This is a genomic window from Paenisporosarcina sp. TG-14, assembly GCF_000297555.1.
GTDB classification, from domain to species: domain Bacteria; phylum Bacillota; class Bacilli; order Bacillales_A; family Planococcaceae; genus Paenisporosarcina; species Paenisporosarcina antarctica.
In genome coordinates this window covers 128,153-149,219 of sequence record NZ_AMGD01000002.1, presented here as the reverse complement: position 1 = coordinate 149,219, position 21,067 = coordinate 128,153, and the positions used below count along the sequence as shown (strand labels likewise).

Sequence of the window (21,067 nt, the reverse complement as noted above, 5' to 3'; positions counted from 1 at the left end):
TCAAATCATCTCCATCATCAGTTTGTGTGGGTGTTCAATCAGACTGGCAAAACGGTTTGTAAATGCAACAGCTGTAGCACCGTCAGCAACTCTGTGGTCAAATGCCATGGAAAGTGTCATGATATGACCGATAACGATTTCATCTTGGTCATTGACAATAGGTTGTTTTTTTGTCTTATGAAAAGCAATTATAGCTGTTTCTGGATAGTTGATAATTGGTGTTGCACCGGTACTGCCTAGAGGACCAACATTGCTCATCGTAAATGTGCTGTTTTGCATTTCGATAGGCTGTAATTTCCCAGCTATCGCTTTCTCTGTCAACGTTTTGACTTGTTCATTAATTTCTTTGATTGATTTCTTGTCCGCATCATGGATAACCGGGACAAGTAGCCCATTGTCAGTATTAGTTGCTAGACCAATATGATAATTTTTTTTAAGTAAAATGAGGTCATTTTCTTCATCAAGTTCAGCATTGAAAATCGGGAAATCTTTTAATGAAATAACAAGTGCTTTTATGAGAAATGCAGGAACACTTATTGATTCACCTGACGCTTTTAATTCTTCACGTATTTTAAATAAATTCGACATGTTTACTTCATCAAAATGCGTAACATGTGGAATTGTAAATAGTGATTTCGTCATTTTTTGAGCGATTTTCTTACGTATGCCTCTGAAAGGAATTTCATCAGTAGTTTCTTTCTTGATTGTTATTTGCTGTACTTCCGCAATTGGTTCATTCACTATTTGCTCCCCTTTTAGGAAACGATATACATCTTCTTCAGTTACTCTACCTGACAGATCTGAAGCACGAACATCTTCAATACTTATATTGTTGTCACGTGCAATTTTACGTGTGTAGGGTGTAGCGAGTACCCGGTGAAAAGTATTTAAGGAAGATTTCCCACTTTTTTCACTTGGTAGGATAGCTTTAATGTAAGGATTATGTTTCTCTTCAGTTTGAGTTGGTTGTTTTTCCTCAGAGTTGTTATCTGCCTTGATGTAAATAAGGCTTGTTCCAACTTGGACAGTTTCGCCAGGATTAATAACAATTTTTGTCACTACACCCGAACAAGGTGAAGAAAGTTCTGCAATCATTTTGTCTGTTTGAACTTCCACAAGTGGTTGATCCGTTTTTATTCGATCACCAACCTTTACCAGGTATTGAACAATTTCTCCTTCGGTCATTCCTTCACCGATATCATGCAATTTTACTTCAAGCATTGCATTTCCTCCTTAAAAATGAACAACTTTTTCAATTCCTTTTAGTACACGGGCGGGTGTAGGAAGATAATGTTCTTCTAATGAAAAGAATGGTACCGGTACATCAAACCCTGTTACTCGTTCAATCGGAGCACGTAAATATAGGAAAGATGTATCGTTTATGATTGAAATGATGTCATTGCCAAGTCCACCAGTATTATGTGCCTCGTGAACGATGACCGCTCTTGTGGTTTTCTGCACAGACTGAGAGAGTATATCTCGATCAATTGGATAAAGTGTACGAAGATCTATAATTTCACAACTAATTCCTTGTTGTCCTGCTTGTTCCGCTGCTTTCTCCGCAATTGTAACCATAGCCCCCCAAGCAATAAGTGTTACATCCGTACCTTCACGTACAATTTTTCCTTTACCAATTTCTACGGTGTATTTTCCGACCGGTACTTCTTCTCTCTTTGAACGGTAATTTCTCATCGTTTCTAAGACAAGTACCGGGTCGGGATCTTCCATTGCCGCAATTAATAATCCTTTCGCATCATAGGGACTAGAAGGACAGACTACTTTGATGCCAGGCATGTGTGTGAATAATATTTCCGTACTATCCGAATGGATTTCAGGAGCGCGAATTCCAGCTCCATATGGTGCACGAATGACCATCGGTACGGTGAAATGAGACATCGATCGTGTCCGAATTCGTGAAACATGTGTCATAATTTGTTCGTATGCAGGATAAATAAAACCTAGAAACTGTATTTCTACAACCGGTCTAAAGCCGTTTACGGCTAATCCAATCGATGTACCAATAATACCCGCTTCAGAAAGCGGTGTATCGACTACTCGATCATCACCAAACTTTTCCTGAAGTCCTTCTGTCGCACGGAATACCCCACCGTTTTTACCAATGTCTTCTCCAAGTATGATGGTTCGATCATCCTCTTCAAGCATAATTCTCATTCCATCATTAATTGCTTGAATCATCGTCATCTGTTTAGTCGTTTCGTTTTTTTGATTCGACTCTATCAAGTGGGTCGTCATTTAGCTTTCCCCCTTAAATGTGTAAGATAGGATTCTTTTTGTTCAGCAAGGTGAGCTGGCATTACTGCATATACATGATCGAAAATATCGTCCACTACGGGAGCGGGAAACTGTTCCATTCCTTCTACAGCTGCTTCGATTTCATTATTTATTTTTTTCTTCACTTCTTTTATCCACTCTTCGTCCCAGTAGCCATAATTTTTCATAAACATTTCTAACCGTGAAAGCGGGTCGACAATATTCATTCCTTGTTCATTTGGACGATACTTAGATGGATCATCTGCTGTAGTGTGTGCACCCGTTCTCCAGGTAACCGCTTCTATTAACGTTGGACCATTCCCACTTCTAGCATAATCAAATGCTTTTTTCGTTTCAAAATACACGATAAAACAATCGTTACCGTCAATTCGAATTCCAGGCATGTCATAGGCAACTGATTTTTGTGCAATAGTTGCTGAATTCATCTGTTTTTCAATGGGAAGCGAAATTGCATAGCCATTGTTCTGGTTAAAAAACACGACAGGTACTTTAAACACACTTGCAAAATTCAAGCCTTCATGAAAGTCACCTTCTGACGTGGCGCCGTCCCCAAAGTATGCAATGGTTGCATTTTTTGTTCCTTTTCTCTTTTCAGCCCATGCGGCACCAGTAGCGTGAGGTAGTTGAGTAGCGATAGGAACCGCGGGTGGGAATATATTTTTTCCTTCGGGTGGGACACAACCTTCTACACGTCCATTCCAGTACAAAAGCGCCCTTACCATATCGGCTCCGTAAGTCAACGTTGCTCCATGATCACGGTATGTTGGGAAAATCCAGTCATTTGGTCCAAGAGCAAGCGCACTGCCAACTTGTGAAGCTTCCTGTCCCTCAAAAGGAGCATAAGTTCCGAGACGACCTTGTCTTTGTAAATTAATTGCTTTCCTGTCAAATGTACGAATTCTCATCATATTGAAATAAAATTCTTTAACCAATTTCTCATCAATTTGTTTTTCATATGTCGAATCAATTAAGAATCCTTTATCATCTATAATTTTTTTAATCGGATAGTCAAGTACCATATTCATTGCCTCCTATCATGATTAATTGCGAAATGACCATTTAGGTTTAACTGACGCTGTGTAGAAACCATTCCTTTTCCCTCTGACCTCTATTTTCTTCTCACACATTTTATTTGCTGATTCCATTGTCGACAATCCACTAATTTCAGCCTGTTTGAATACTTCCAATATGGCATCATAAATATGTTTCGTTTTAGCAAGAACACGTTCATGGTTAGTGCCGTACAATTCATCGGCCACCTGGATGAGCCCTCCGGAATTAACAATATAATCTGGTGCGTAAAGTATGCCTTTTTCTTGAAGCATTTTCCCATGGCTTTCATGTAGTAACTGATTGTTAGCAGAACCTGCAATAGCTTTTACTTGAAATTGAGCAATTGTATTATCATTTATAATTCCACCAAAGGCACAAGGTACGAACATATCCGCTTGTTGTGAATAAATATCTTCTTTTGCAACTATTTTTACTGTTCCTGAAGTTTTTGTTGCTATTTCTTCAATCGCTTTCAGACTATCTTCGTTAATGTCAGATACGATTAGATGAGCGCCTTCTTCAAGCAAGCTACTTGCAATTTTAAATCCAACCTTACCAAGACCTTGTATAGCGTATACAAGGCCACCCAAATCGTCTTTTCCATAGAGTACTTGATTGGTTGCTTTTATTCCGTATAAAACACCTGCAGCTGTTGGTATTGATGAATCCCCGCCGCCTCCATATGCTTCCGGTAAACCGTTCACAAAATTTGTCTCTTTCATGGCATGTATAAAATCATCCATATTCGTTCCCATATCAGTTCCGGTAAAAAATCTACCTCCTAATGAATTTACAAATTGACCGAATGCACGGAATAATTCAGGTGTTTTGTCTGTTCTGGGATCCCCAATAATAACTGCTTTTCCTCCACCAAAATCAACATCTGCAGCAGCGCACTTATAAGTCATTCCCTTTGAAAGTCGTAAAACATCTTCCAATGCTTCATCAACACTAGTGTATGGTTGCATACGACATCCTCCGAGTGCAGGTCCAAGAGTCGTATTATGAATAGCTATAATTGCACGCAAACCTGTTGAAGGATCATTACAAAAAACTACTTGCTCATGTTCACTCATTTTGTCGAAAAGTTCAAAATCTCTTGTGATTGACAATTTTTCTGTTATTTTCATTTAAAATGCCCCCTTGAATGTAGCTTTATTAAGAAAGTAGCTTGTTTCAATTTCTCCGCAATCTTTTCTTTAGGTAATATTACTTGCTTCACTTCACCTTTTCCGATTACTCCTAACTGATTTTTCGCCAGTATTTTTGTCAAGACGATATTGTCACGAAGTTCCACTAAAGTTGCTGTTAATGAGACGGTGGAACCAAGTGGAGATGCAGCTACATGTTTAAGTTGTACTGAAGCACCCATACCTTCTTCATGACTCTCCAAAAATGGTAGAATGATTTTACGAGAAACCCACTCCATGTGATATGTCATCGCTACGGTCGAATAGACAGGATGGACAACTTTCCCTTCAAACGCAGCAAACATATCCTCTGTCACAATGATTTCGATTGATTCTTCTCTACCTACTTCCATTCCCGGTTTCATCGTTTCACCTCAATTTAATATGTAGATGCTTCATCATAGACTTTTAACCTAAATATATTTTATAAAGACCTCTTCTATACCAATTAGCAATCCTTTAAACATCAATACAAATAAAATTGAATAAAATATTTGAGATAGGAAAAAAGATTAATTTTCTTTCTAATTGATGACCTTTTTAAAATTCTAGCTTTAAAGTCCCTTGCACTTCTATTTAATTTCGTCACACACTTCATGAAAGCGCTTCCATTTAATATATGACATTACCTTTTCGCATAACACTATTCCAACGTAATATTAACAAACCGTAATATCATAGTCAACAAAATATTCGGAAGAATCATTATTTGAACAAATAGAAGAAATCTATTATGTAATTCTTAATAAAGGGTCCTCCCTTAGTTCACAAAACCTAGGTAAGACCCTTTTTTATTATTTAACTGCTTTTTTAATAAGAGTATCTAATTCATTTCCTGCTTGCTTAATTTGTTTATTTGCTTCGTCCATCATGCTATCAAGTAACTCTTTTACATTGGGAATATGATGAATCAACCCTGCTATTTGACCACTATTAATAAACCCATTATCCATATCTCCTTCGATTGCACCCTTGATGTGTTGTTTTTCAGATGTCATTTCACCAAACTGCTCTAGTGTGATTCCTGACTTTTCTAATTCAATAAGTTTTTTTGAATAAGTTGTCTTTAAAAGCCTTCTCAGCCTTCCAACGGTTCGCCCTACAATTATTGTTTCTGTATCACTAGCATCCACCAGATTTTGCTTGTAAACATCGTGAAATGGCGCTTCCTTCGTTGCAATTAAACGAGTGCCTATTTGTACACCGCTTGCTCCGAGCATAAGAGCAGCTGCGAGTCCTTTACCGTCACCAATTCCCCCTGCTGCAACTACAGGTATTTTAACGCTATTTACTATTTGTGGAATTAGCGTAAATGTCGTAAGTTCAAGGCTAGAGTTGATGCCAGCAGCTTCAAAACCTTCGGCAACGAGAATATCCGCTCCCGCCTCTTGCGCTTTTAGTGCATGTTTGACTGAAGCAACGAGTGCAATGACGGTGATACCATGTTCATGTAGTTTTGCAATATAAGGCACTGGATTCCCTGCTGAAAGGGAAATAATTGGAACGTTATGTTTGATAACCAGATCAATCAGCTCGTTAGTATAGGAAGAAACACTAATTGCTATGTTAACCGCGAAATTCTTATTCGTTTGTTTTTTTGTTTCTCTTATAATATTGTCCACTTCAATTGGAGTCATCGTTCCACATCCAATTGTTCCGAGCCCTCCAGCCTCTGATACAGCAATAGTCAACTGGGCATTACTAATATTCCCCATACCACCTTGAATAATTGGATAGTCAATTCCGAGCATTTCACAAACGTATTTCATCTATTATCCACCTCTACTTAAATATGTTATAGTAAATGCAGTAATAAAACAATTGCAATAATTAGAAAAATGGGGGTAAAACTTTTGATAATCACTTATAAAGGGAAAACACCTGTAGTGGATTCTACAGTTTTCTTAGCTCCGGGATCTAAAATTATCGGGGAAGTTCAAGTAGGGGCAGAATCAACTATTTGGTTTAATACGGTATTACGAGGAGATGAAGGACTAATCTTTATTGGAAAAAGATGTAGCATCCAGGACAATTCAACTATTCACTTATATGAAGATGCTCCTGTTGTAGTAGAAGATGAAGTTACAGTTGGACATAATGTAATTCTACATGGCTGCAAAGTCGGAAAACGCTCGATTATCGGTATGGGTTCAACTATTCTTGATCATGCGGAAATTGGTGAAGAATGCATTATCGGTGCCAACACGTTAATTCCCCCAGGCAAGAAAATTCCACCCAGGTCACTAGTTGTTGGGTCACCGGGAAAAGTTGTAAGGGAATTGAATGACAAAGATCTTGAAATGATACAACTATCCATTGATACATATGTTCAAAAAGGATACGATTATAGGGAAATATTTCCAAATAAAGTAAACGACTAATTAAAAACTGGGTTGCCAATAGGCACCCAGTTTTTAATATAAAGAAATCGATTTTTTCAAAAAAATTCACTCAAGTATAAAGGGATGATTATCTGCATCATACGACTTGTCTTTCCTTCGCATGTCATTGTCTTCTTGGAAAACCATTTCAAAAAACTGACTAGCCGATTGCGCAAGCAACTTATAATATGACTCGAACAAAAGAGCAGCATGATTACCGTTCCATATTTCCGGTAGCAATTCTTTAGGTAGCCCTGGATCAGAAAATAGGAACTTCCGGTATTCATGAACGAGGTTTGTTCTTTCTACGAAACACTCTGCATTCGTCATTTGTCCTTTATTCATCATACTATGATGGACAATGAATTGATTGCTATACGTCGATATGAATTCTTGATATCTTTCAGCAATTTCTTGAAGTGGCCAGCTCTTTTCAACGAGTGCTCTGTCCGCTTGTGGTCCTTTATATTCAGATACGAAGAAATCTACATATGATTGAATACCGTACTTCTCGATGAGAAGGTTCACTTCCTTTTCAAGATTATTAGGTGAAATCCAGCACCCATTTGAAAAGCTACCGAAACCACTCCATAAAAGTTCTTTACGAAGTTCATCGCGAATCTGCCTTTTTTCTTCGGGAATTGTATACATAAGAATACGCCATTTCCCATCCCAATCGTTTGGCATCAATTTGAAAATACGGATTGCAGCTTCTTCAATTCGAGTTTCTCCACGAGGGGTCATGAAATAATAGCTTTTATTCCCCTTTTTCTCCGAATCAAGCCATCCTTGCTTCATCATTCTAGAAACCGCTACACGAACAGATTGTTCATTATGACCAAACTCTTTCAATAAATGAATTAAACTCCCAATCCAAATCTTGTTTCCGTAATGACGAATATAGTCGCCATATATTGTAAAAATCATTGATTGTGTATTCGCCATGTATTCTCACTCTTTCTTCTTTACACTGATTAACGATGTATCATGATACATCCCTTCCCTCATTATATAGTTATATTTCTAAAATGAAAATTAATTACCTGTAAATATCGGATCTCTTTTTTCACTGAATGCATGAAGCGCTTCCATTCGATCTCCTGTTGGGATAGTTAATTCGTAAGCTTTCGATTCAATTGCAAGTCCAGTGTGCAGGTCGGTGTTCATGCCTTGCGTAATCGCATACTTTGCTTGCGTAATTGCAACTGGTCCATTTTTCATGATATTGAATGCAAGCTGTTCACAGGTAACAAGAAGATTTTCTTTCTTCACTACTTTCAAAACGACTCCAAGATCCAAACCTTCTTCTGCTGTGAACTTTCTTGCGGTGAAAATTAGCTCTTTCGCCTTCATCTCTCCAACAAGTCTTGGGAGACGCTGCGTTCCCCCAGCTCCCGGAATGATTGCCCAACTTGTTTCAGTCAGACCCATCTTCACTCCTTCTGCTGCTATTGAGAAATCACATGCAATCATCAATTCAAAGCCGCCACCTAACGCATAGCCGTTGACTGCGGCTATTGTTGGCTGAGGGAGACTTGCAATGCCGTTGAATACGTCTCTGATTTCTTTCACATTTCTTCGAACTTCAGTTTCATTCAAAGTTTTCCGCTCTTTCAAATCAGCTCCAGCACTAAATGATTTATCTCCTGCTCCAGTAAAAATGACCACTTTAACTTCTGGGTCAAGAGAAATCGAGTCCGTCACTTCCTTAAGCTCATGAAGTGTTTGGTAATTAAAGCAATTTAATGATTCTTCTCGGTTAATGGTCACATAGGCAATGTTGTTTTGCTTTCTATATAAAATAGTTGTCATATATTTAGTCTCCTTTTCGAATGGAAAAACTGTCCTACTCCTGCCACAGATCTTCTTAAAAATGTCTGGGCTTTAGGGACAGTCTTTATATAATGATTATTCGTTTACATTCTCAATAATTGCAGCAATTCCTTGACCAACTCCGATACACATCGTTGCTAGACCGTATTTAACATTTTGTTTTTTCATTTCATATAGAAGTGTTGTTAATATACGTGCGCCACTAGCACCAAGAGGATGTCCAAATGCAATTGCTCCACCGTTTACATTTACGATTTTGTCGTCTAATTCTAACTGTTGTATACATTCAAGTGATTGTGAAGCAAAGGCTTCATTCAATTCCACAAGACCAAGATCATTTGTCGTGAGTCCTGCACGTTCCAGTACTTTTCTAGAAGCGAAAATTGGACCAAGACCCATTACATCCGGTTCGAGCCCAGCTGTTGCTCCAGCGACGTATCGAGCTAGTGGTTTGAAATTCAGTTCTTTTGCTTTTTGGGCACTCATAAGGAGTAACGCAGAAGCTCCATCATTTACGCCTGAAGCGTTACCTGCTGTAACGGTGCCACCATCAAATATTGGTTTCAGCTTTGCAAGTTTCTCAAGCGTTGTATCAGGACGAGGATGCTCATCTTGATCTACAGTAATTTTGTTACCTTTCCGGTCTATATAGACCACCGGGACGATTTCTTCAGCGAATCGATTTTCATCCATCGCTTTTTTTGCTAGTTGTTGACTTTTATAAGCAAATAAATCTTGATTTTCTCTAGTTATATTATAACGCTGCGCAACCGTTTCAGCTGTTTGTGGCATAGAATCTGTGCCGTACATTTCTTTTAGCTTATTATTGGTAAATCGCCAGCCGATTGTTGTATCTTGTAGGTCCATATTGCCTCGTCCAAAGGCTTTATCAGGCTTAGCCATAACGAGCGGCGCACGCGTCATACTTTCTGTTCCTCCAGCAATGTAAATATCGCCATCGCCTACTGCGATAGCTCTTGCTGCATACATTACGGCGTCGAGTCCTGAACCGCAAAGACGATTAATAGTGGTCCCTGCCACTTTGACAGGAAGACCAGCGAGCAATGCTGACATACGCGCAACATTACGGTTATCTTCTCCTGCTTGATTTGCATTTCCAAATATAACTTCTTCAATTTCACTTGTCAGAAGGTTTGGATTCCGTTCGACAAGAGCCTTAATAACGACAGCTCCTAGGTCATCGGGACGTACATCTTTTAACGCGCCATTATATCTTCCGATTGGTGTACGAACAGCATCTACTATAACGACCTCTATCATTTCGTAACCAACTCTTCTTCTATTGTATAGTCATATACACCTTTGCCACTTTTTCGTCCTAGGCGTCCAGCTTTTACATATTGTTCTAGAAGTGGCGCAGGACGATATTTTTCTCCAAGTTTTTCATGTAAGTATTTCAAGTTACTTAAACGTGTGTCGAGTCCGACGAGATCCACGAGTTCGAATGGTCCCATTGGATAATTTAAACCTAACTTAATTGCTTTATCTATTTCTTCTGGCGTTCCTAGGCCTTCTTGGAGCATGTAAAAGGCTTCGTTACCAACAAGCGCACTTATTCGGCTTGTGACGAATCCTGGAAATTCATTAATAACGACGGTTTCTTTGCCCATTTTCTCAGCTACTTCTCTAATCCTTTGGGCTGTCTCATCGCTCGTTTCCAAGCCCCGTACAATTTCTACAAGAGGCATTTTATGTACAGGATTAAAAAAATGCATTGCAATTGTTTTATCTGGTCGTTTACCAAAAGAAGCGATTTCAGTCGGGCTCATCGTTGATGTATTTGTTGCAAAATAACATTCAGAAGATGCATGTTCTTCAATTGTTTCAATCACTTGCTTTTTTATAGCCATTTTTTCAGGGACAGCTTCAATAATTAAATCTGCGTACCCAGCTGCTTTGGATAAGTCGCTTTCATAACTTAAATTCTGGCGAGCTTGGTTGACTTGATCTACTGAAATCTTTCCACGCGCAAGACCTTTTTCGAAAATATTATCAATTTCTTGCTTTGCATTTTGCAATGCAGATTCATTAATGTCAACAACTGTCATAGTGTACCCACCAATTGCGCCGACATATGCTATTCCCCTGCCCATCACTCCTGAACCGACGACAACGATATGTTTAATCATTATTTCACTCCTCCTTATTATAATGAAAGAATACGGACAGAGGTTTTAAAAAACCCTGTCCGTAACTTCATTTATTTATTACAGTCCAAAGGGATTCAGAGGACGGCTACCGTAGTATGATAGTATGCTTTTCGTTTCAGAGTAGAGATCTAGTGTTTCAATACACAACTCGCGTCCGAATCCAGATTGCTTATAGCCACCGAATGGCGTTCCAGGAAATGCAGAAAATGGGCAGTTTATCATGACGATTCCTGCTTGTATCTGATTTGCAACACGTGTCGCACGTGCCCCGTCTTTTGACCAAACAGCGGAACCTAAGCCGAACTCTGTATCGTTTGCTAATCGAATTGCTTCTTTTTCATCTTTAAACTTCATAACAACGACTACTGGTCCGAAAATCTCTTCTTTAACAATTGACATGTCATGATTAACGTTTGAGATGATTGTCGGCTCATACCAGAATCCATTTTCGTAGCCTTCAGGTTTTGCAACATTACCGCCGGCAAGGATTTCTGCTCCTTCTTTCTTAGCGGATTGAACATAACCGTCAATTGTATCGAGTTGTCCTTGATCGATAATTGCACCCATATGTGTTGTTTTATCAAATGGGTTGCCTAACTGTAATTTTTTTGTTTTTTCTACAAATTTGCTCATGAATTCATCGTAAATATCTTCATGGACGTATAATCGTGAACGAGCTTCACATGATTGACCTGAGTTGTAGAAAATTCCAAATAAAGAGCCATCAACTGCAGCATCGATATCCGCATCTTCAAATACGAGACTCGGTGATTTACCGCCAAGTTCAAGTGTGACTCGTTTTAACGTTTGAGAAGCTTTGCCCATGATGTCTTTTCCTATAGGCGTTGAACCTGTAAATGCCACTTTATCCACTTTTGGATGCTCAACTAAAAAGTTTCCTACATCAGCGCCAGAGCCTGGAATAACGTTTACTACACCTGCAGGTACACCTGCTTCAAGGCAAATTTCTCCCAGGATAATAGCCGTTAAAGGAGTGAGAGATGCCGGTTTAACGATAACAGAACATCCTACCGCAATAGCAGGTGCCACTTTCCAAGCAGCCATCATGAGCGGATAGTTCCACGGAATGATTTGCGCACAAACGCCTACTGGCTCTTTTTCAGTGTAGTTATGAAATTGACCAGGTACGTTGTTTACTGTTCCACGATGCCCAACGATGGCGCCTGCATAAAACTCGAAATCTTCAATTGCTTGAGTGACTTGACCTTGTGCTGCATGAAGAGATTTACCAGTGTCTAGTATTTCCAATTCAACGATTTCGTTGAAGCGAGTACGCATAATAGAGGAAATTTTATTCAATACTTGTGCACGTCGGCCAATCGGGTACTTCTTCCATTTACCGTTATCAAACGCATCACGAGCCGCTGCTACTGCTTTATTTGCATCTTCTTTTGATGCTTTTGCGACTTCAGCGATTAGTTCACCAGTTGCTGGATTATATGTTTTAATTGTTTCACCTGTACTGCTTTTCACTTTTTCTCCATTAATAATTAAATGATAAAAGTCTCGTTTCGTCGATTCTTGCTCAATTTTATTTTCTCTAATTACTGTCATATTCTTACTCCCCCTATTGACCTGAATAAACAGGTTTTCTTTTTCCCATAAATGCATTGATGCCTTCACGATGATCGTTAGTTAAGCCTGCTATTCGCTGACCTTGTGCTTCTTGCTCAAGGTAATCTTCAAAAGAAAGTTCTGTAACCGCTTTCAATGAACGTTTAATTAACCCGATTGCTTTTGTTGGTAATGCAGCAAGGCGTGTTGCAAATGCAGTAACATCTTCTTCCCATGTTTCCACTGATATTAGTCGATTTGCCAGACCCATATCTACTGCATCAGACGCAGATACTTTTTCTCCCAAAATAGATAGTTCTGCAGCTTTAGCCTGACCGACTAACTGTGTTAAATAATAGAGATTACCAGAATCCGGTATGAGACCAACATGTACGAAAGCGTTTAAAAAACTAGCACGTTCCGATACAAGCCTGAAATCACATGCAAGTGCAAGACTGAATCCTGCCCCAGCTGCAACACCGTTAATTGCTCCGATAATCGGTTTTTCACATTTTCTAATTTGCATAATCATTGGACCGTAATGATCTCTTAACACTTGGCCATGATCCATATTCTCATCGACTTCTGATAAATCCTGTCCTGAACAAAATGCCCGTCCTTCACCTGAAATAACAACACAACGAACTTGGTCATCATTGGAGGCAGCTTTGATCGCTTCTTTAACTTCACGGTTCATTTGTGCAATAAATGCATTCAGTTTGGTAGGTCTATTTAAATAAAGCCATGCAATTCCGTCTTTGACATCATAGCGAATTGTCTCAAACATTCAAGAACCTCCTTACTTCCCTTGATAATCCGGTATTCTTTTTTCAATAAAAGCATTCATGCCTTCTTTTTGATCTTGAGTTGCAAACAATAGGTAGAAGTTTTTACGTTCATATTGCATTCCTTCATATAAAGAAGAGTCCACTGCTTTATTCACCGAGTCCTTTATCAGACGCATGGACAGTGGTGGCTGTTTAGAGAGTCTGCCTGCAAACTTCATCGTTTCTTCCATTAAAAGTTCTGGTGCTACGATTTTATTAATGATTCCGTGTTTTAGAGCTACTTCCACAGAAATACGTTCTCCAGTCCATAGCCATTCTAATGCTTTTGTGCGCCCGACAAGTTTAGTTAGGCGCTGCGTTCCACCTGCACCGGGCATTACGCCAAGACCGACTTCTGGAAATGCAAATTCGGTATTACTTGCTGATATTAGTACATCACAGCAAAGAGCAAGCTCGAATCCACCACCGAAAACAAACCCATGAACCGCGCCAATGATTGGCTTTTTAATAAGTGCTAAACGATCCCATTCAGCAAATTGATTCAATAATTCCAGACTGATTGGATTAGCTTCAGTCATTTCATCGATGTCTGCTCCCGCTGAAAAGGCTCGACCTTTTCCAGTCAGTACGATGACACGGACAGTTTCGTTACGATCAAATGCCTCCATTGCTACAACTATTTCACTTATCATTTTAGTATTCAAAGAATTTAACTGACGGGGACGATTCAGTTCAATTACAGCAGTGCTTCCCTTTGAGTAAGTTTCAATGAAATCAAAATTGCTCATTAAGCATCTTCACCAATCATTAATGTTACTAGATTCCCTGCAAATCCCATCAAATCCTTGCCAGAAGCTTTCCCTTCAGCTGAGCGTAAACCTTGCTGCAATGCCTCCAAGTTATCGTAAGTCATCTCACATGTAAGGTAATATTTCCCTTCTCCACCCATTGGAGATCCTGTAACTTTAGTCACTTTCATTTCACGAAGTCCAGGAATTTTAGCTGTTAGGGGTCCATGTACATTAAAATAGTGATTATCAAATTCCTCTTTGTTTTCAGGGTGTTTATATAGTGCGATTAATTTAGCCATTTTACTATTCTCCTCACTTTACATTAGTGTAGAAACAGGTTTCATTGCTTCAAATACGTTTTTACAACTCTTACAATACAAAATACTTCTGCATGCAGTAGGTCCGAAAATATTATCCATAGTCACGTATGTAGATCCACAATATGCGCAATCTACGTGCCAAGAGCCGTCTTCTTCAAAATGACGAGGTGGTGGAGCAATTCCAAACTTCCGCAAATTCACATGTCCTTTTTCTGTAATACGGTCTGACGTCCATGGAGGGTGGAAGACGAAATCTACTTCAACATTGCCAACTTCCGGCAATTTTTTGAGAGCATTCATTGTATTTAATTTAATAATCTCAAGTGCAGGGCATCCTAAGAAAGTCGGAAGTAAAACTACTTTTACGTTATTTCCTTGTGTGGTGACTTCTTCCACCATTCCAAGGTCAATAATGCTGACAGAGTCAATTTCAGGATCTTTTACATTCATTAATACTTGATATACGAGCTCGGTAGAAACTTCTACAAGTTTAGTCATTACGATACTCCTTTCCATATACTGATTACCAGACTGCAACTGGATCAAGATTGTAAACTTCGGAAAGTGTGATAAGTGCTTCATCCAAGTCTTTCGTATGTTCTCCGTTCCGCCCATTTTTAATGGGGTTATCTGGAATTAATGGAACTTCCATTTGAAGAGCAAGAAACACTGGGGCAATACTTGTTTTCCAATTTTCCTTTAATTCTTCCTCGGTACCTATTAGTCTATTAGTCTCAATCGCTTGCTTTTGGTTGCCATAGGAAAATACATCTCCAAAATCATCCATTACGAGGGTAATAGCATCATGCATTTTCTTTTTCGCTACTTCCGTTGAACTCATTAATTGTTTAAACCATGTTTCCCAGTGTAGTCTGTGATAATAAAGTTCCATTCTCACTTTTACAGCCGCTTCTGCAACTGGTCTGTATGAACTTTCACATAAAGAGTCAATCTTTATCTTTTTCGCCTGTGTGTAAAAATAACTTCTTACAACTGCATATGCCCAGTCATATTGGGGTGTTTCCATATAGTAGCCTTCACCATTAACCCGTTCAGTCAATATGCTGTTTTTTCTTTCGTGTGCCACGCGACAATGAGCAAGTTCATTAGCTTCTCCCACACCTAAATCTTCAAGAAGCTTGTAGTACATTGCTGCATGCCCCATGCTATCTTGACTAATTGAAGAAGAAGCGATATCTGCCTCAATATGGGGAGCGAGTCCTAGCCATTCAGATCCACGGTAGGAGTACATAAAGTCATCATCCGCCAGTTGCAATAACAAGTCTTTAGTCGCTTCAATATATTCGGGGCTCATTAACTTATCATGACTTTTCATTTTCTTTCCCCTCCCCATGACAGTATCTCTTTTTCATCCAACATTCCTTGTTCATACTTGCGCCACTTTTTCTTTAAGTAGCCATATCCTTTGGTCGTGCGGTAATCTTTATTTTCAAGCCTACCGAGAGTCATTTTCTCTTCGCTACTCATTTTTCTAATGTGCTTTCTATTTACAATCCAAATGTCAGCAACCGGTTCGCGACGCATGAAATTTTCCTGTGCCAAAACGAATGCCATATCTTCATTTGGAGCAAGTAAGCTAAATTGGTACTGAAATGCCGAGCTCGACGTTCGCTTGCTAAAAATTTCAAATTCTTGATAAAAATTCTCTTCAGCCATTATTCTCTGTCTCCTTTCTCTATCTGACTGTTGCGCTTAGTGCATCCCGTACCCATGAATTATATTCATAAGAATGACGGCGCAGATTCAGACGTTCTTGTGAACGTGGTCCTTGGTTTTTAATGATTTTCTTAAATTCATTCCAATCTGGCTGTTTGTACGACCACAAATTGCTTTCTGCATCATAGTTGAGAGTTGGGTCAGGAATCGTTAACCCGAGTGATAATATTCGTGGAATGTATTTGTCAAAAAATAGTTGTCTAAATTCTTCATTTGTTTTTGTACGGATCTTATATTTAATCGTCAAGTCTTGTTTAGATGAACCTGTTGTTTCTTTGCTGGCAGGTCCAAAGAACATAAGCAAAGCTTCCCACCAACGATTTAAAGATTCCTGGACCATTGCTCTTTGCTCATCTGTTCCTTCTGCTAACGCCATGATAATTGATTCACCGTGTTGAGCATGAAATACTTCTTCTGCACAAATACGCTGCAGTGCTCTAGCGTATGGTCCGTATGAAGCTTTAAGCATATTTGTTTGTGTAATGATAGCCGCTCCATCAACCAACCAGCCTATAACTCCTGCATCTGCCCATGTTTTTGTTTCCATGTGGAAAACATTATGGAATTTTAAGTCTCCGTTGAATAAGTCTTGCATTAAATCTCCACGATTTTTGCCATATGGCAAAAGTAAATCTTCTGTTACTCGAAGAAGAAGTTGACCATGTCCCATTTCATCCTGAACCTTCGCCATTATGCCTAGCTTTCTATTAAGAGTAGGTGCTTTGGGTACCCATTCCTTCTCAGGTAGTGCCCCCATTATTTCACTCATTCCATGCATGGAAATTAATTTAATCAATGTCTGCCTATACTCTTCAGGCATCCAATCATCTGCTTCAATTTTATCCCCAGCTTCAATTCGCTGCATAAAGAGTCCTAACTGTTCTACCTGTTCTTCTGCCGTATTGAGTAAACTCGTCATTTAAGATCCCCCTTTATTTAAGGTATGTAATCCTGCTGGTGTATATAACGACATTTTAACGGAGTTGTATAATATAGTTATATATAAAGTCAGTATATTACATCAATATATAAAAATCAAATGTTCTGATAAATTTAATTGTTTTCCATTCTATTATATTTAGAATACTTAAATAACTAAGTTAAACTTCCTCAAGAATAATAGGGTGTTCTGATACTTTAATTGAATCCGTTGGGCATCCTTCGAATGCATCTTCTAAATCATCGTATAAATCTTCATCCACTTTGGACTGTCCTTTATTATCATCGAGATTTACGAACGCAAAGCCTTCACTGTCGTAATCAAATATTTCTGGGGCACTCGCTCCACATGCTCCACAGGCGATACATGTTGTCTGATCAACAATAGTATATTTAGCCATACCACTCATCCCTTCACATTTTTTATCGAACTTGATGTCATTCAAAGTATCATTTTTACTTTCTCGGTTACCACTTGCTCCATAAGCGTTGTACTATGAGTTGCTTGTACTCTTGCAGTTGGATCGACGTAAACCTTAGCATTACTAACCGCCGTCGGTGCCTCGCCAAATCCACTTGCAATCAATTTCACTTTTCCTTCATACGTACATATGTCTCCTGCTGCGTAAATACCCTCTATATTTGTTTCCATTTTTGAGTTGACAACAATGCTATTCTTTTCTATTTCAAGGCCCCAATCGTTAATCGATCCAAGTGAAGAAACAAAACCGTAATTTACGATGACTTCATCAACTTCAACTATAATTTCTTGAAGGCTCTTTCCTTTTTCAAAAACAACTTTTTCTATTTTATTCTCACCAATAAATTTTATAGGCACGTAAGGGGTCATGATATTGACAGTTGAGTTCATTAAGTTTTCAACACTAGACTCATGAGCACGAAATTTATCTCTACGATGTACAAGTGTCACTTTTTTGGCAATTGGTTCAAGCATTAGTGCCCAATCAACAGCAGAGTCACCCCCACCAAATATTTGTACATTCTTATTTGCAAACTGATTTAAATCTTTTATGAAGTAATGCAAGTTTTTTCCTTCAAATTTATCCGATGTATTAAGTTTAATTTTTTTTGGTTGAAATGCACCGTTACCCGCTGTAATAATTATGGCTTTAGAATAATGAACTGCACAATTTGTCGTCAGTTTAAAAATTCCATTTTCTTGTTTCTCCACTTGTTGAACATCCTGTTCAAGTGTGATAACCGGCTCGAACTGAGACATTTGATCTGTCAAATTATCAATGAGGTCCTGTCCTCTTATTTTTGGGAATCCAGCAATGTCATAAATATATTTTTCAGGATATAAAGCAGATAACTGGCCACCAAGTTGTGGTAGGCTTTCAATAATATTGACTGACATTTTTCTCATACCTGCGTAAAATGCAGTAAATAGCCCTACAGGCCCCCCACCAATAACAATCAAATCGAAGACTTTTTTATCGTTATTCATTAATAAATTCCTCATTTCCCAGTTTTATTCTTCAATGTTTAAGTGTATATTCCAATTTAACAGTTATTATTTAAATTAAGGATACCTTCAGACTTATTCTCCTGTTCCACATGCCTTTTTAATTAGTAACAGTAATTTACATGTATTGTATTGATTTAAATAAGACACCCCCTCGGTTTAGCGAATCAACTTAGTTATATAACTTAATTTAAACGTTAACTTTAATATGTGTTATACAAATTATTTTAATGGAAAACCAAAACACTGTCAACACTAGTTTCTGAAAATTCATTAAAATCACTTAATTTAATTCACTATTCCAATTATATGTGATATTGTTTTGAGTAGTAATATATCTATTTCTCGTCTGTCGTTTAATTTATGTTTCATGATATTAAAATATTATAGTTAAGGAGGAAGAATATTTAAATGATGAAGGCTTTCCTGGGTGAAACGGAATGCTACCGGAATGCGATAGTTAGTGGCGTCAATTTCACTGCGCTTTTCAAGGTTTTTTCTATTAAGCATTAACTCAAAAAATCAATAATTATAATAATCCTTTTGCAACAATATTACGATCGGGAGTAATTTCATTAAAATATTGAATAATGAAAGGTGTGGCATAATGCAAAAGCGCATTGACGAATCTATTGTACACAAGGAACACTATGATGAAATTCGCAACATTTTAGAAAATGAGCCCTACGCACAGTTTCTCGGCATGAAGCTAACCGAATTCGGACCTGGAACGGCCACAGCAGTATTAGTTCCTACTGACAATATGTTGAACTCACATAACACAGTTCACGGAGCAGTTTTATTCTCACTAGCTGATTACGTTTTTGCGGTTGCGAGTAACTCATTCGGAAAAACTGCTGTTGGAGTTACAACGACAATGAACTTTATGTCTTCAGGTTTTCCTGGTGAAACAATCATGGCTGTTGCTCGCGAAGAAAAACGAAACCACCGTCTTGCTTGGTATAATATCGAGATAAGAAATGAAAAAGAGCTCCTTGCAACGATGCAAGGAATGGTTTATCGAAAAAACGAATACTTCATATCGATTGAGTAACAAGTAAATCTTGATCGTTCATTTAATTCAATTAAGAATTCTTCTTAAAATTAATTTCATCTGAGAATTCTAATAAAGTGGGAAATAAGAACCCTTCTGCATGGCTTAGTTATTAAACTAAACCTCGCGGGAGGGTTCTTAATGGTCGAGCTTTCATTACTTAAAAGATTGATATAAACTCTAGGTCATGAAAAATAAGTTTCCTCCAATAAAATAACCAAGATACCGAAAGTGGTATCTTGGTTATTTTATTGATTATTTAAGTAAAATCCATTCTCCATCTTTTACTACAGCCATTACTAAGCTATCAGCCGTTAAACCATTATGATCTTTATCTGTGTAGTTAAATACACCAGTTGTTCCAACCCAATCGGTAACATCATTTTCTAAATAATCACGAATTGATTCACGATCAGTTGCTCCGCTTTCCAATGCGTCGATAACTAGCATCAAGTTATCATAGCCGTATGAGCCGAAGTTAGTTGGCTCGCTGTCGTACTTATCTGTGTAATCTTTGTAAAAGGAAGAAATAACGTCATACTGGACATCGTCGGCTGAAATCTGACTCGGGAAGAGTAGCTTACCCGTTGGAATAATTACACCTTCAGCAGCATTCTCAGCCAATGTAATAAAGTTTTGATTTGCAATTCCGTGACTACCGATAATTGGTAAGTCGATACCTAATGCACGTGTGTTTTTGGCGATTACTGCTGGACCAGGGTTTGTACCCCAAACAAGAATCGCTTGTGCTTTTGCACTGTTAATTTTTGTGAGTTGCGCACTCATATCCGGATCTTTGGTGTTGTAGCTTTCTTTTGCTACGATTTCAATATTATATTCATCTGCAAGTGCTTCCATCTGTTCGAGTCCACTTGTACCAAATGCGTTAGAGTCAACAATGGTTCCAATCTTGTTGATTCCCTGCTCATTCATGTAAATATAAACACGCTCAACCGCAAGTCTGTCAGATTGAGGTGTTTTGAATACCCATTTTGAATCTTCAACAGGTTCTACGATATGTGTACTTGCTGCCGCCGAAATCATTGGAACTTCCTGTTGCATAGCAATCCCTTTAATCGCAAGGCTCTCACCACTACCAGATGAACCAAGAAGTACAAGAACCTCTTCATCATTGATCAAGCGATTTGCTTCCTGTGTCGCTTTTTCTTGAGTTGATTCATCATCAGCCATAACAATATTCAATGGTATTCCGTTTATGCCGCCATCGCTATTTATTTTCTCTTCTATTAACTTAGTAGCATTCCATTCCGGCTCACCAAGTGGACTATTTGGTCCAGTTTTTGAGTAGATAACTCCGATTTTATATTCACTCACCTCTGAGTCTTCATCACCAGTTTTCTTGTTTGCACTATCACTACATGCTCCTAGAATCATTGTGGCCATTATAGCCATAAGTAATGTTAAAAGTAATTTCTTCATTATATTTATCCCCCATT

The 21,067-nt window shown here is 38.4% G+C and carries 23 protein-coding genes; 2 read left to right on the top strand and 21 right to left on the bottom strand.

All coding sequences use genetic code 11. The features are described from left to right. From C406_RS0101065 to C406_RS0101040, 6 genes are all read right to left on the bottom strand, one after another. Positions 1-1,221 carry a dihydrolipoamide acetyltransferase family protein gene (locus C406_RS0101065; RefSeq protein ID WP_017378731.1) on the bottom strand — a complete coding sequence of 407 codons (1,221 nt, stop codon included), beginning with the start codon at positions 1,219-1,221 and terminating at the stop codon, positions 1-3. Positions 1,222-1,233: 12 nt separating this feature from the next. Beyond that, a complete protein-coding gene (locus C406_RS0101060) occupies positions 1,234-2,253 on the bottom strand; it encodes an alpha-ketoacid dehydrogenase subunit beta (protein WP_017378730.1) in 1,020 nt (339 codons plus the stop codon). Continuing rightward, positions 2,250-3,311: a pyruvate dehydrogenase (acetyl-transferring) E1 component subunit alpha gene (gene pdhA / locus C406_RS0101055; protein WP_017378729.1), complete on the bottom strand. Its 1,062-nt coding sequence runs from the start codon at positions 3,309-3,311 to the stop codon at positions 2,250-2,252. The genes C406_RS0101060 and pdhA overlap by 4 nt, the downstream gene beginning before the upstream one ends. A gap of 21 nt (positions 3,312-3,332) precedes the next feature. After that, entirely contained in the window at positions 3,333-4,475 is a 1,143-nt protein-coding gene (locus C406_RS0101050; RefSeq protein ID WP_017378728.1) for a Leu/Phe/Val dehydrogenase, read from the bottom strand. Further along, the gene (locus tag C406_RS0101045) at positions 4,472-4,900 is read right to left on the bottom strand and encodes a thioesterase family protein (protein WP_017378727.1); all 429 of its coding nucleotides are present in this window, start codon (positions 4,898-4,900) and stop codon (positions 4,472-4,474) included. The genes C406_RS0101050 and C406_RS0101045 overlap by 4 nt, the downstream gene beginning before the upstream one ends. A gap of 429 nt (positions 4,901-5,329) precedes the next feature. Next, complete coding sequence (locus C406_RS0101040; protein ID WP_017378726.1) at positions 5,330-6,304, bottom strand: NAD(P)H-dependent flavin oxidoreductase; 975 nt, start codon at positions 6,302-6,304, stop codon at positions 5,330-5,332. Between the two features lie 84 nt (positions 6,305-6,388). Here C406_RS0101040 and C406_RS0101035 point away from each other — a divergent pair, with 84 nt between their 5' ends. Next, positions 6,389-6,916, top strand: a complete 528-nt coding sequence (locus C406_RS0101035; RefSeq protein WP_017378725.1) for a gamma carbonic anhydrase family protein — start codon at positions 6,389-6,391, stop codon at positions 6,914-6,916. A gap of 66 nt (positions 6,917-6,982) precedes the next feature. Here the strand turns inward: C406_RS0101035 and paaX are convergent, their stop codons facing one another. From paaX to C406_RS0100965, 14 genes are all read right to left on the bottom strand, one after another. After that, positions 6,983-7,861 carry a phenylacetic acid degradation operon negative regulatory protein PaaX gene (gene paaX / locus C406_RS0101030; protein ID WP_017378724.1) on the bottom strand — a complete coding sequence of 293 codons (879 nt, stop codon included), beginning with the start codon at positions 7,859-7,861 and terminating at the stop codon, positions 6,983-6,985. A 90-nt stretch (positions 7,862-7,951) separates the two neighbouring features. Beyond that, on the bottom strand, positions 7,952-8,728 hold the full coding sequence (locus tag C406_RS0101025; RefSeq protein WP_017378723.1) for an enoyl-CoA hydratase-related protein: 777 nt from the start codon (positions 8,726-8,728) through the stop codon (positions 7,952-7,954). Between the two features lie 96 nt (positions 8,729-8,824). Next, positions 8,825-10,030 carry an acetyl-CoA C-acyltransferase gene (locus C406_RS0101020; protein WP_017378722.1) on the bottom strand — a complete coding sequence of 402 codons (1,206 nt, stop codon included), beginning with the start codon at positions 10,028-10,030 and terminating at the stop codon, positions 8,825-8,827. Then, the gene (locus C406_RS0101015) at positions 10,027-10,899 is read right to left on the bottom strand and encodes a 3-hydroxyacyl-CoA dehydrogenase (protein WP_017378721.1); all 873 of its coding nucleotides are present in this window, start codon (positions 10,897-10,899) and stop codon (positions 10,027-10,029) included. Before C406_RS0101015 ends, C406_RS0101020 begins: the two co-directional genes overlap by 4 nt. Positions 10,900-10,977: 78 nt before the next feature. Next, on the bottom strand, positions 10,978-12,495 hold the full coding sequence (locus C406_RS0101010; protein WP_017378720.1) for an aldehyde dehydrogenase family protein: 1,518 nt from the start codon (positions 12,493-12,495) through the stop codon (positions 10,978-10,980). Between the two features lie 13 nt (positions 12,496-12,508). Beyond that, the gene (locus C406_RS0101005) at positions 12,509-13,282 is read right to left on the bottom strand and encodes an enoyl-CoA hydratase-related protein (RefSeq protein WP_017378719.1); all 774 of its coding nucleotides are present in this window, start codon (positions 13,280-13,282) and stop codon (positions 12,509-12,511) included. A 12-nt stretch (positions 13,283-13,294) separates the two neighbouring features. Next, positions 13,295-14,071 (bottom strand): enoyl-CoA hydratase, encoded by a 777-nt coding sequence (locus tag C406_RS0101000; RefSeq protein ID WP_017378718.1) that lies wholly within the window; start codon positions 14,069-14,071, stop codon positions 13,295-13,297. Beyond that, positions 14,071-14,373: an EthD family reductase gene (locus C406_RS0100995; RefSeq protein WP_017378717.1), complete on the bottom strand. Its 303-nt coding sequence runs from the start codon at positions 14,371-14,373 to the stop codon at positions 14,071-14,073. Before C406_RS0100995 ends, C406_RS0101000 begins: the two co-directional genes overlap by 1 nt. A gap of 18 nt (positions 14,374-14,391) precedes the next feature. Beyond that, positions 14,392-14,892, bottom strand: coding sequence for a 1,2-phenylacetyl-CoA epoxidase subunit PaaD (gene paaD, locus C406_RS0100990; protein WP_017378716.1), 501 nt, complete (start codon positions 14,890-14,892; stop codon positions 14,392-14,394). Between the two features lie 25 nt (positions 14,893-14,917). Then, complete coding sequence (gene paaC / locus C406_RS0100985; protein ID WP_017378715.1) at positions 14,918-15,730, bottom strand: 1,2-phenylacetyl-CoA epoxidase subunit PaaC; 813 nt, start codon at positions 15,728-15,730, stop codon at positions 14,918-14,920. After that, positions 15,727-16,071: a 1,2-phenylacetyl-CoA epoxidase subunit PaaB gene (paaB, locus tag C406_RS0100980; RefSeq protein ID WP_017378714.1), complete on the bottom strand. Its 345-nt coding sequence runs from the start codon at positions 16,069-16,071 to the stop codon at positions 15,727-15,729. Before paaB ends, paaC begins: the two co-directional genes overlap by 4 nt. Before the next feature lie 19 nt (positions 16,072-16,090). Next, positions 16,091-17,050: a 1,2-phenylacetyl-CoA epoxidase subunit PaaA gene (gene paaA / locus C406_RS0100975; protein ID WP_017378713.1), complete on the bottom strand. Its 960-nt coding sequence runs from the start codon at positions 17,048-17,050 to the stop codon at positions 16,091-16,093. Between the two features lie 181 nt (positions 17,051-17,231). Next, on the bottom strand, positions 17,232-17,471 hold the full coding sequence (locus tag C406_RS0100970; protein ID WP_026045564.1) for a ferredoxin: 240 nt from the start codon (positions 17,469-17,471) through the stop codon (positions 17,232-17,234). Between the two features lie 41 nt (positions 17,472-17,512). Next, positions 17,513-18,538 carry an NAD(P)/FAD-dependent oxidoreductase gene (locus C406_RS0100965; RefSeq protein WP_017378711.1) on the bottom strand — a complete coding sequence of 342 codons (1,026 nt, stop codon included), beginning with the start codon at positions 18,536-18,538 and terminating at the stop codon, positions 17,513-17,515. A 625-nt stretch (positions 18,539-19,163) separates the two neighbouring features. On the opposite strand from C406_RS0100965, the gene C406_RS0100955 reads away from it, so the two are divergent. After that, entirely contained in the window at positions 19,164-19,610 is a 447-nt protein-coding gene (locus C406_RS0100955) for a hotdog fold thioesterase (RefSeq protein WP_017378709.1), read from the top strand. A 255-nt stretch (positions 19,611-19,865) separates the two neighbouring features. Here the strand turns inward: C406_RS0100955 and C406_RS0100950 are convergent, their stop codons facing one another. After that, the gene (locus C406_RS0100950; protein ID WP_017378708.1) at positions 19,866-21,050 is read right to left on the bottom strand and encodes an ABC transporter substrate-binding protein; all 1,185 of its coding nucleotides are present in this window, start codon (positions 21,048-21,050) and stop codon (positions 19,866-19,868) included. Between the last annotated feature and the right edge of the window lie 17 nt (positions 21,051-21,067).

Coding starts and splice junctions, on each gene's coding strand:
- paaX (WP_017378724.1), bottom strand. CDS start 7,861: ATGGCGAATACACAATCAATGATTTTTACAATATATGGCGACTATATT.
- pdhA (WP_017378729.1), bottom strand. CDS start 3,311: ATGGTACTTGACTATCCGATTAAAAAAATTATAGATGATAAAGGATTC.
- paaA (WP_017378713.1), bottom strand. CDS start 17,050: ATGACGAGTTTACTCAATACGGCAGAAGAACAGGTAGAACAGTTAGGA.
- C406_RS0101015 (WP_017378721.1), bottom strand. CDS start 10,899: ATGATTAAACATATCGTTGTCGTCGGTTCAGGAGTGATGGGCAGGGGA.
- C406_RS0101065 (WP_017378731.1), bottom strand. CDS start 1,221: ATGCTTGAAGTAAAATTGCATGATATCGGTGAAGGAATGACCGAAGGA.
- C406_RS0100950 (WP_017378708.1), bottom strand. CDS start 21,050: ATGAAGAAATTACTTTTAACATTACTTATGGCTATAATGGCCACAATG.
- C406_RS0101020 (WP_017378722.1), bottom strand. CDS start 10,030: ATGATAGAGGTCGTTATAGTAGATGCTGTTCGTACACCAATCGGAAGA.
- C406_RS0101010 (WP_017378720.1), bottom strand. CDS start 12,495: ATGACAGTAATTAGAGAAAATAAAATTGAGCAAGAATCGACGAAACGA.
- C406_RS0100965 (WP_017378711.1), bottom strand. CDS start 18,538: ATGAATAACGATAAAAAAGTCTTCGATTTGATTGTTATTGGTGGGGGG.
- C406_RS0101040 (WP_017378726.1), bottom strand. CDS start 6,304: ATGAAATACGTTTGTGAAATGCTCGGAATTGACTATCCAATTATTCAA.
- paaD (WP_017378716.1), bottom strand. CDS start 14,892: ATGACTAAACTTGTAGAAGTTTCTACCGAGCTCGTATATCAAGTATTA.
- C406_RS0101000 (WP_017378718.1), bottom strand. CDS start 14,071: ATGAGCAATTTTGATTTCATTGAAACTTACTCAAAGGGAAGCACTGCT.
- C406_RS0100970 (WP_026045564.1), bottom strand. CDS start 17,471: ATGGCTAAATATACTATTGTTGATCAGACAACATGTATCGCCTGTGGA.
- C406_RS0100955 (WP_017378709.1), top strand. CDS start 19,164: ATGCAAAAGCGCATTGACGAATCTATTGTACACAAGGAACACTATGAT.
- C406_RS0101060 (WP_017378730.1), bottom strand. CDS start 2,253: ATGACGACCCACTTGATAGAGTCGAATCAAAAAAACGAAACGACTAAA.
- paaB (WP_017378714.1), bottom strand. CDS start 16,071: ATGGCTGAAGAGAATTTTTATCAAGAATTTGAAATTTTTAGCAAGCGA.
- C406_RS0101050 (WP_017378728.1), bottom strand. CDS start 4,475: ATGAAAATAACAGAAAAATTGTCAATCACAAGAGATTTTGAACTTTTC.
- C406_RS0100995 (WP_017378717.1), bottom strand. CDS start 14,373: ATGGCTAAATTAATCGCACTATATAAACACCCTGAAAACAAAGAGGAA.
- C406_RS0101005 (WP_017378719.1), bottom strand. CDS start 13,282: ATGTTTGAGACAATTCGCTATGATGTCAAAGACGGAATTGCATGGCTT.
- C406_RS0101025 (WP_017378723.1), bottom strand. CDS start 8,728: ATGACAACTATTTTATATAGAAAGCAAAACAACATTGCCTATGTGACC.
- C406_RS0101045 (WP_017378727.1), bottom strand. CDS start 4,900: ATGAAACCGGGAATGGAAGTAGGTAGAGAAGAATCAATCGAAATCATT.
- paaC (WP_017378715.1), bottom strand. CDS start 15,730: ATGAAAAGTCATGATAAGTTAATGAGCCCCGAATATATTGAAGCGACT.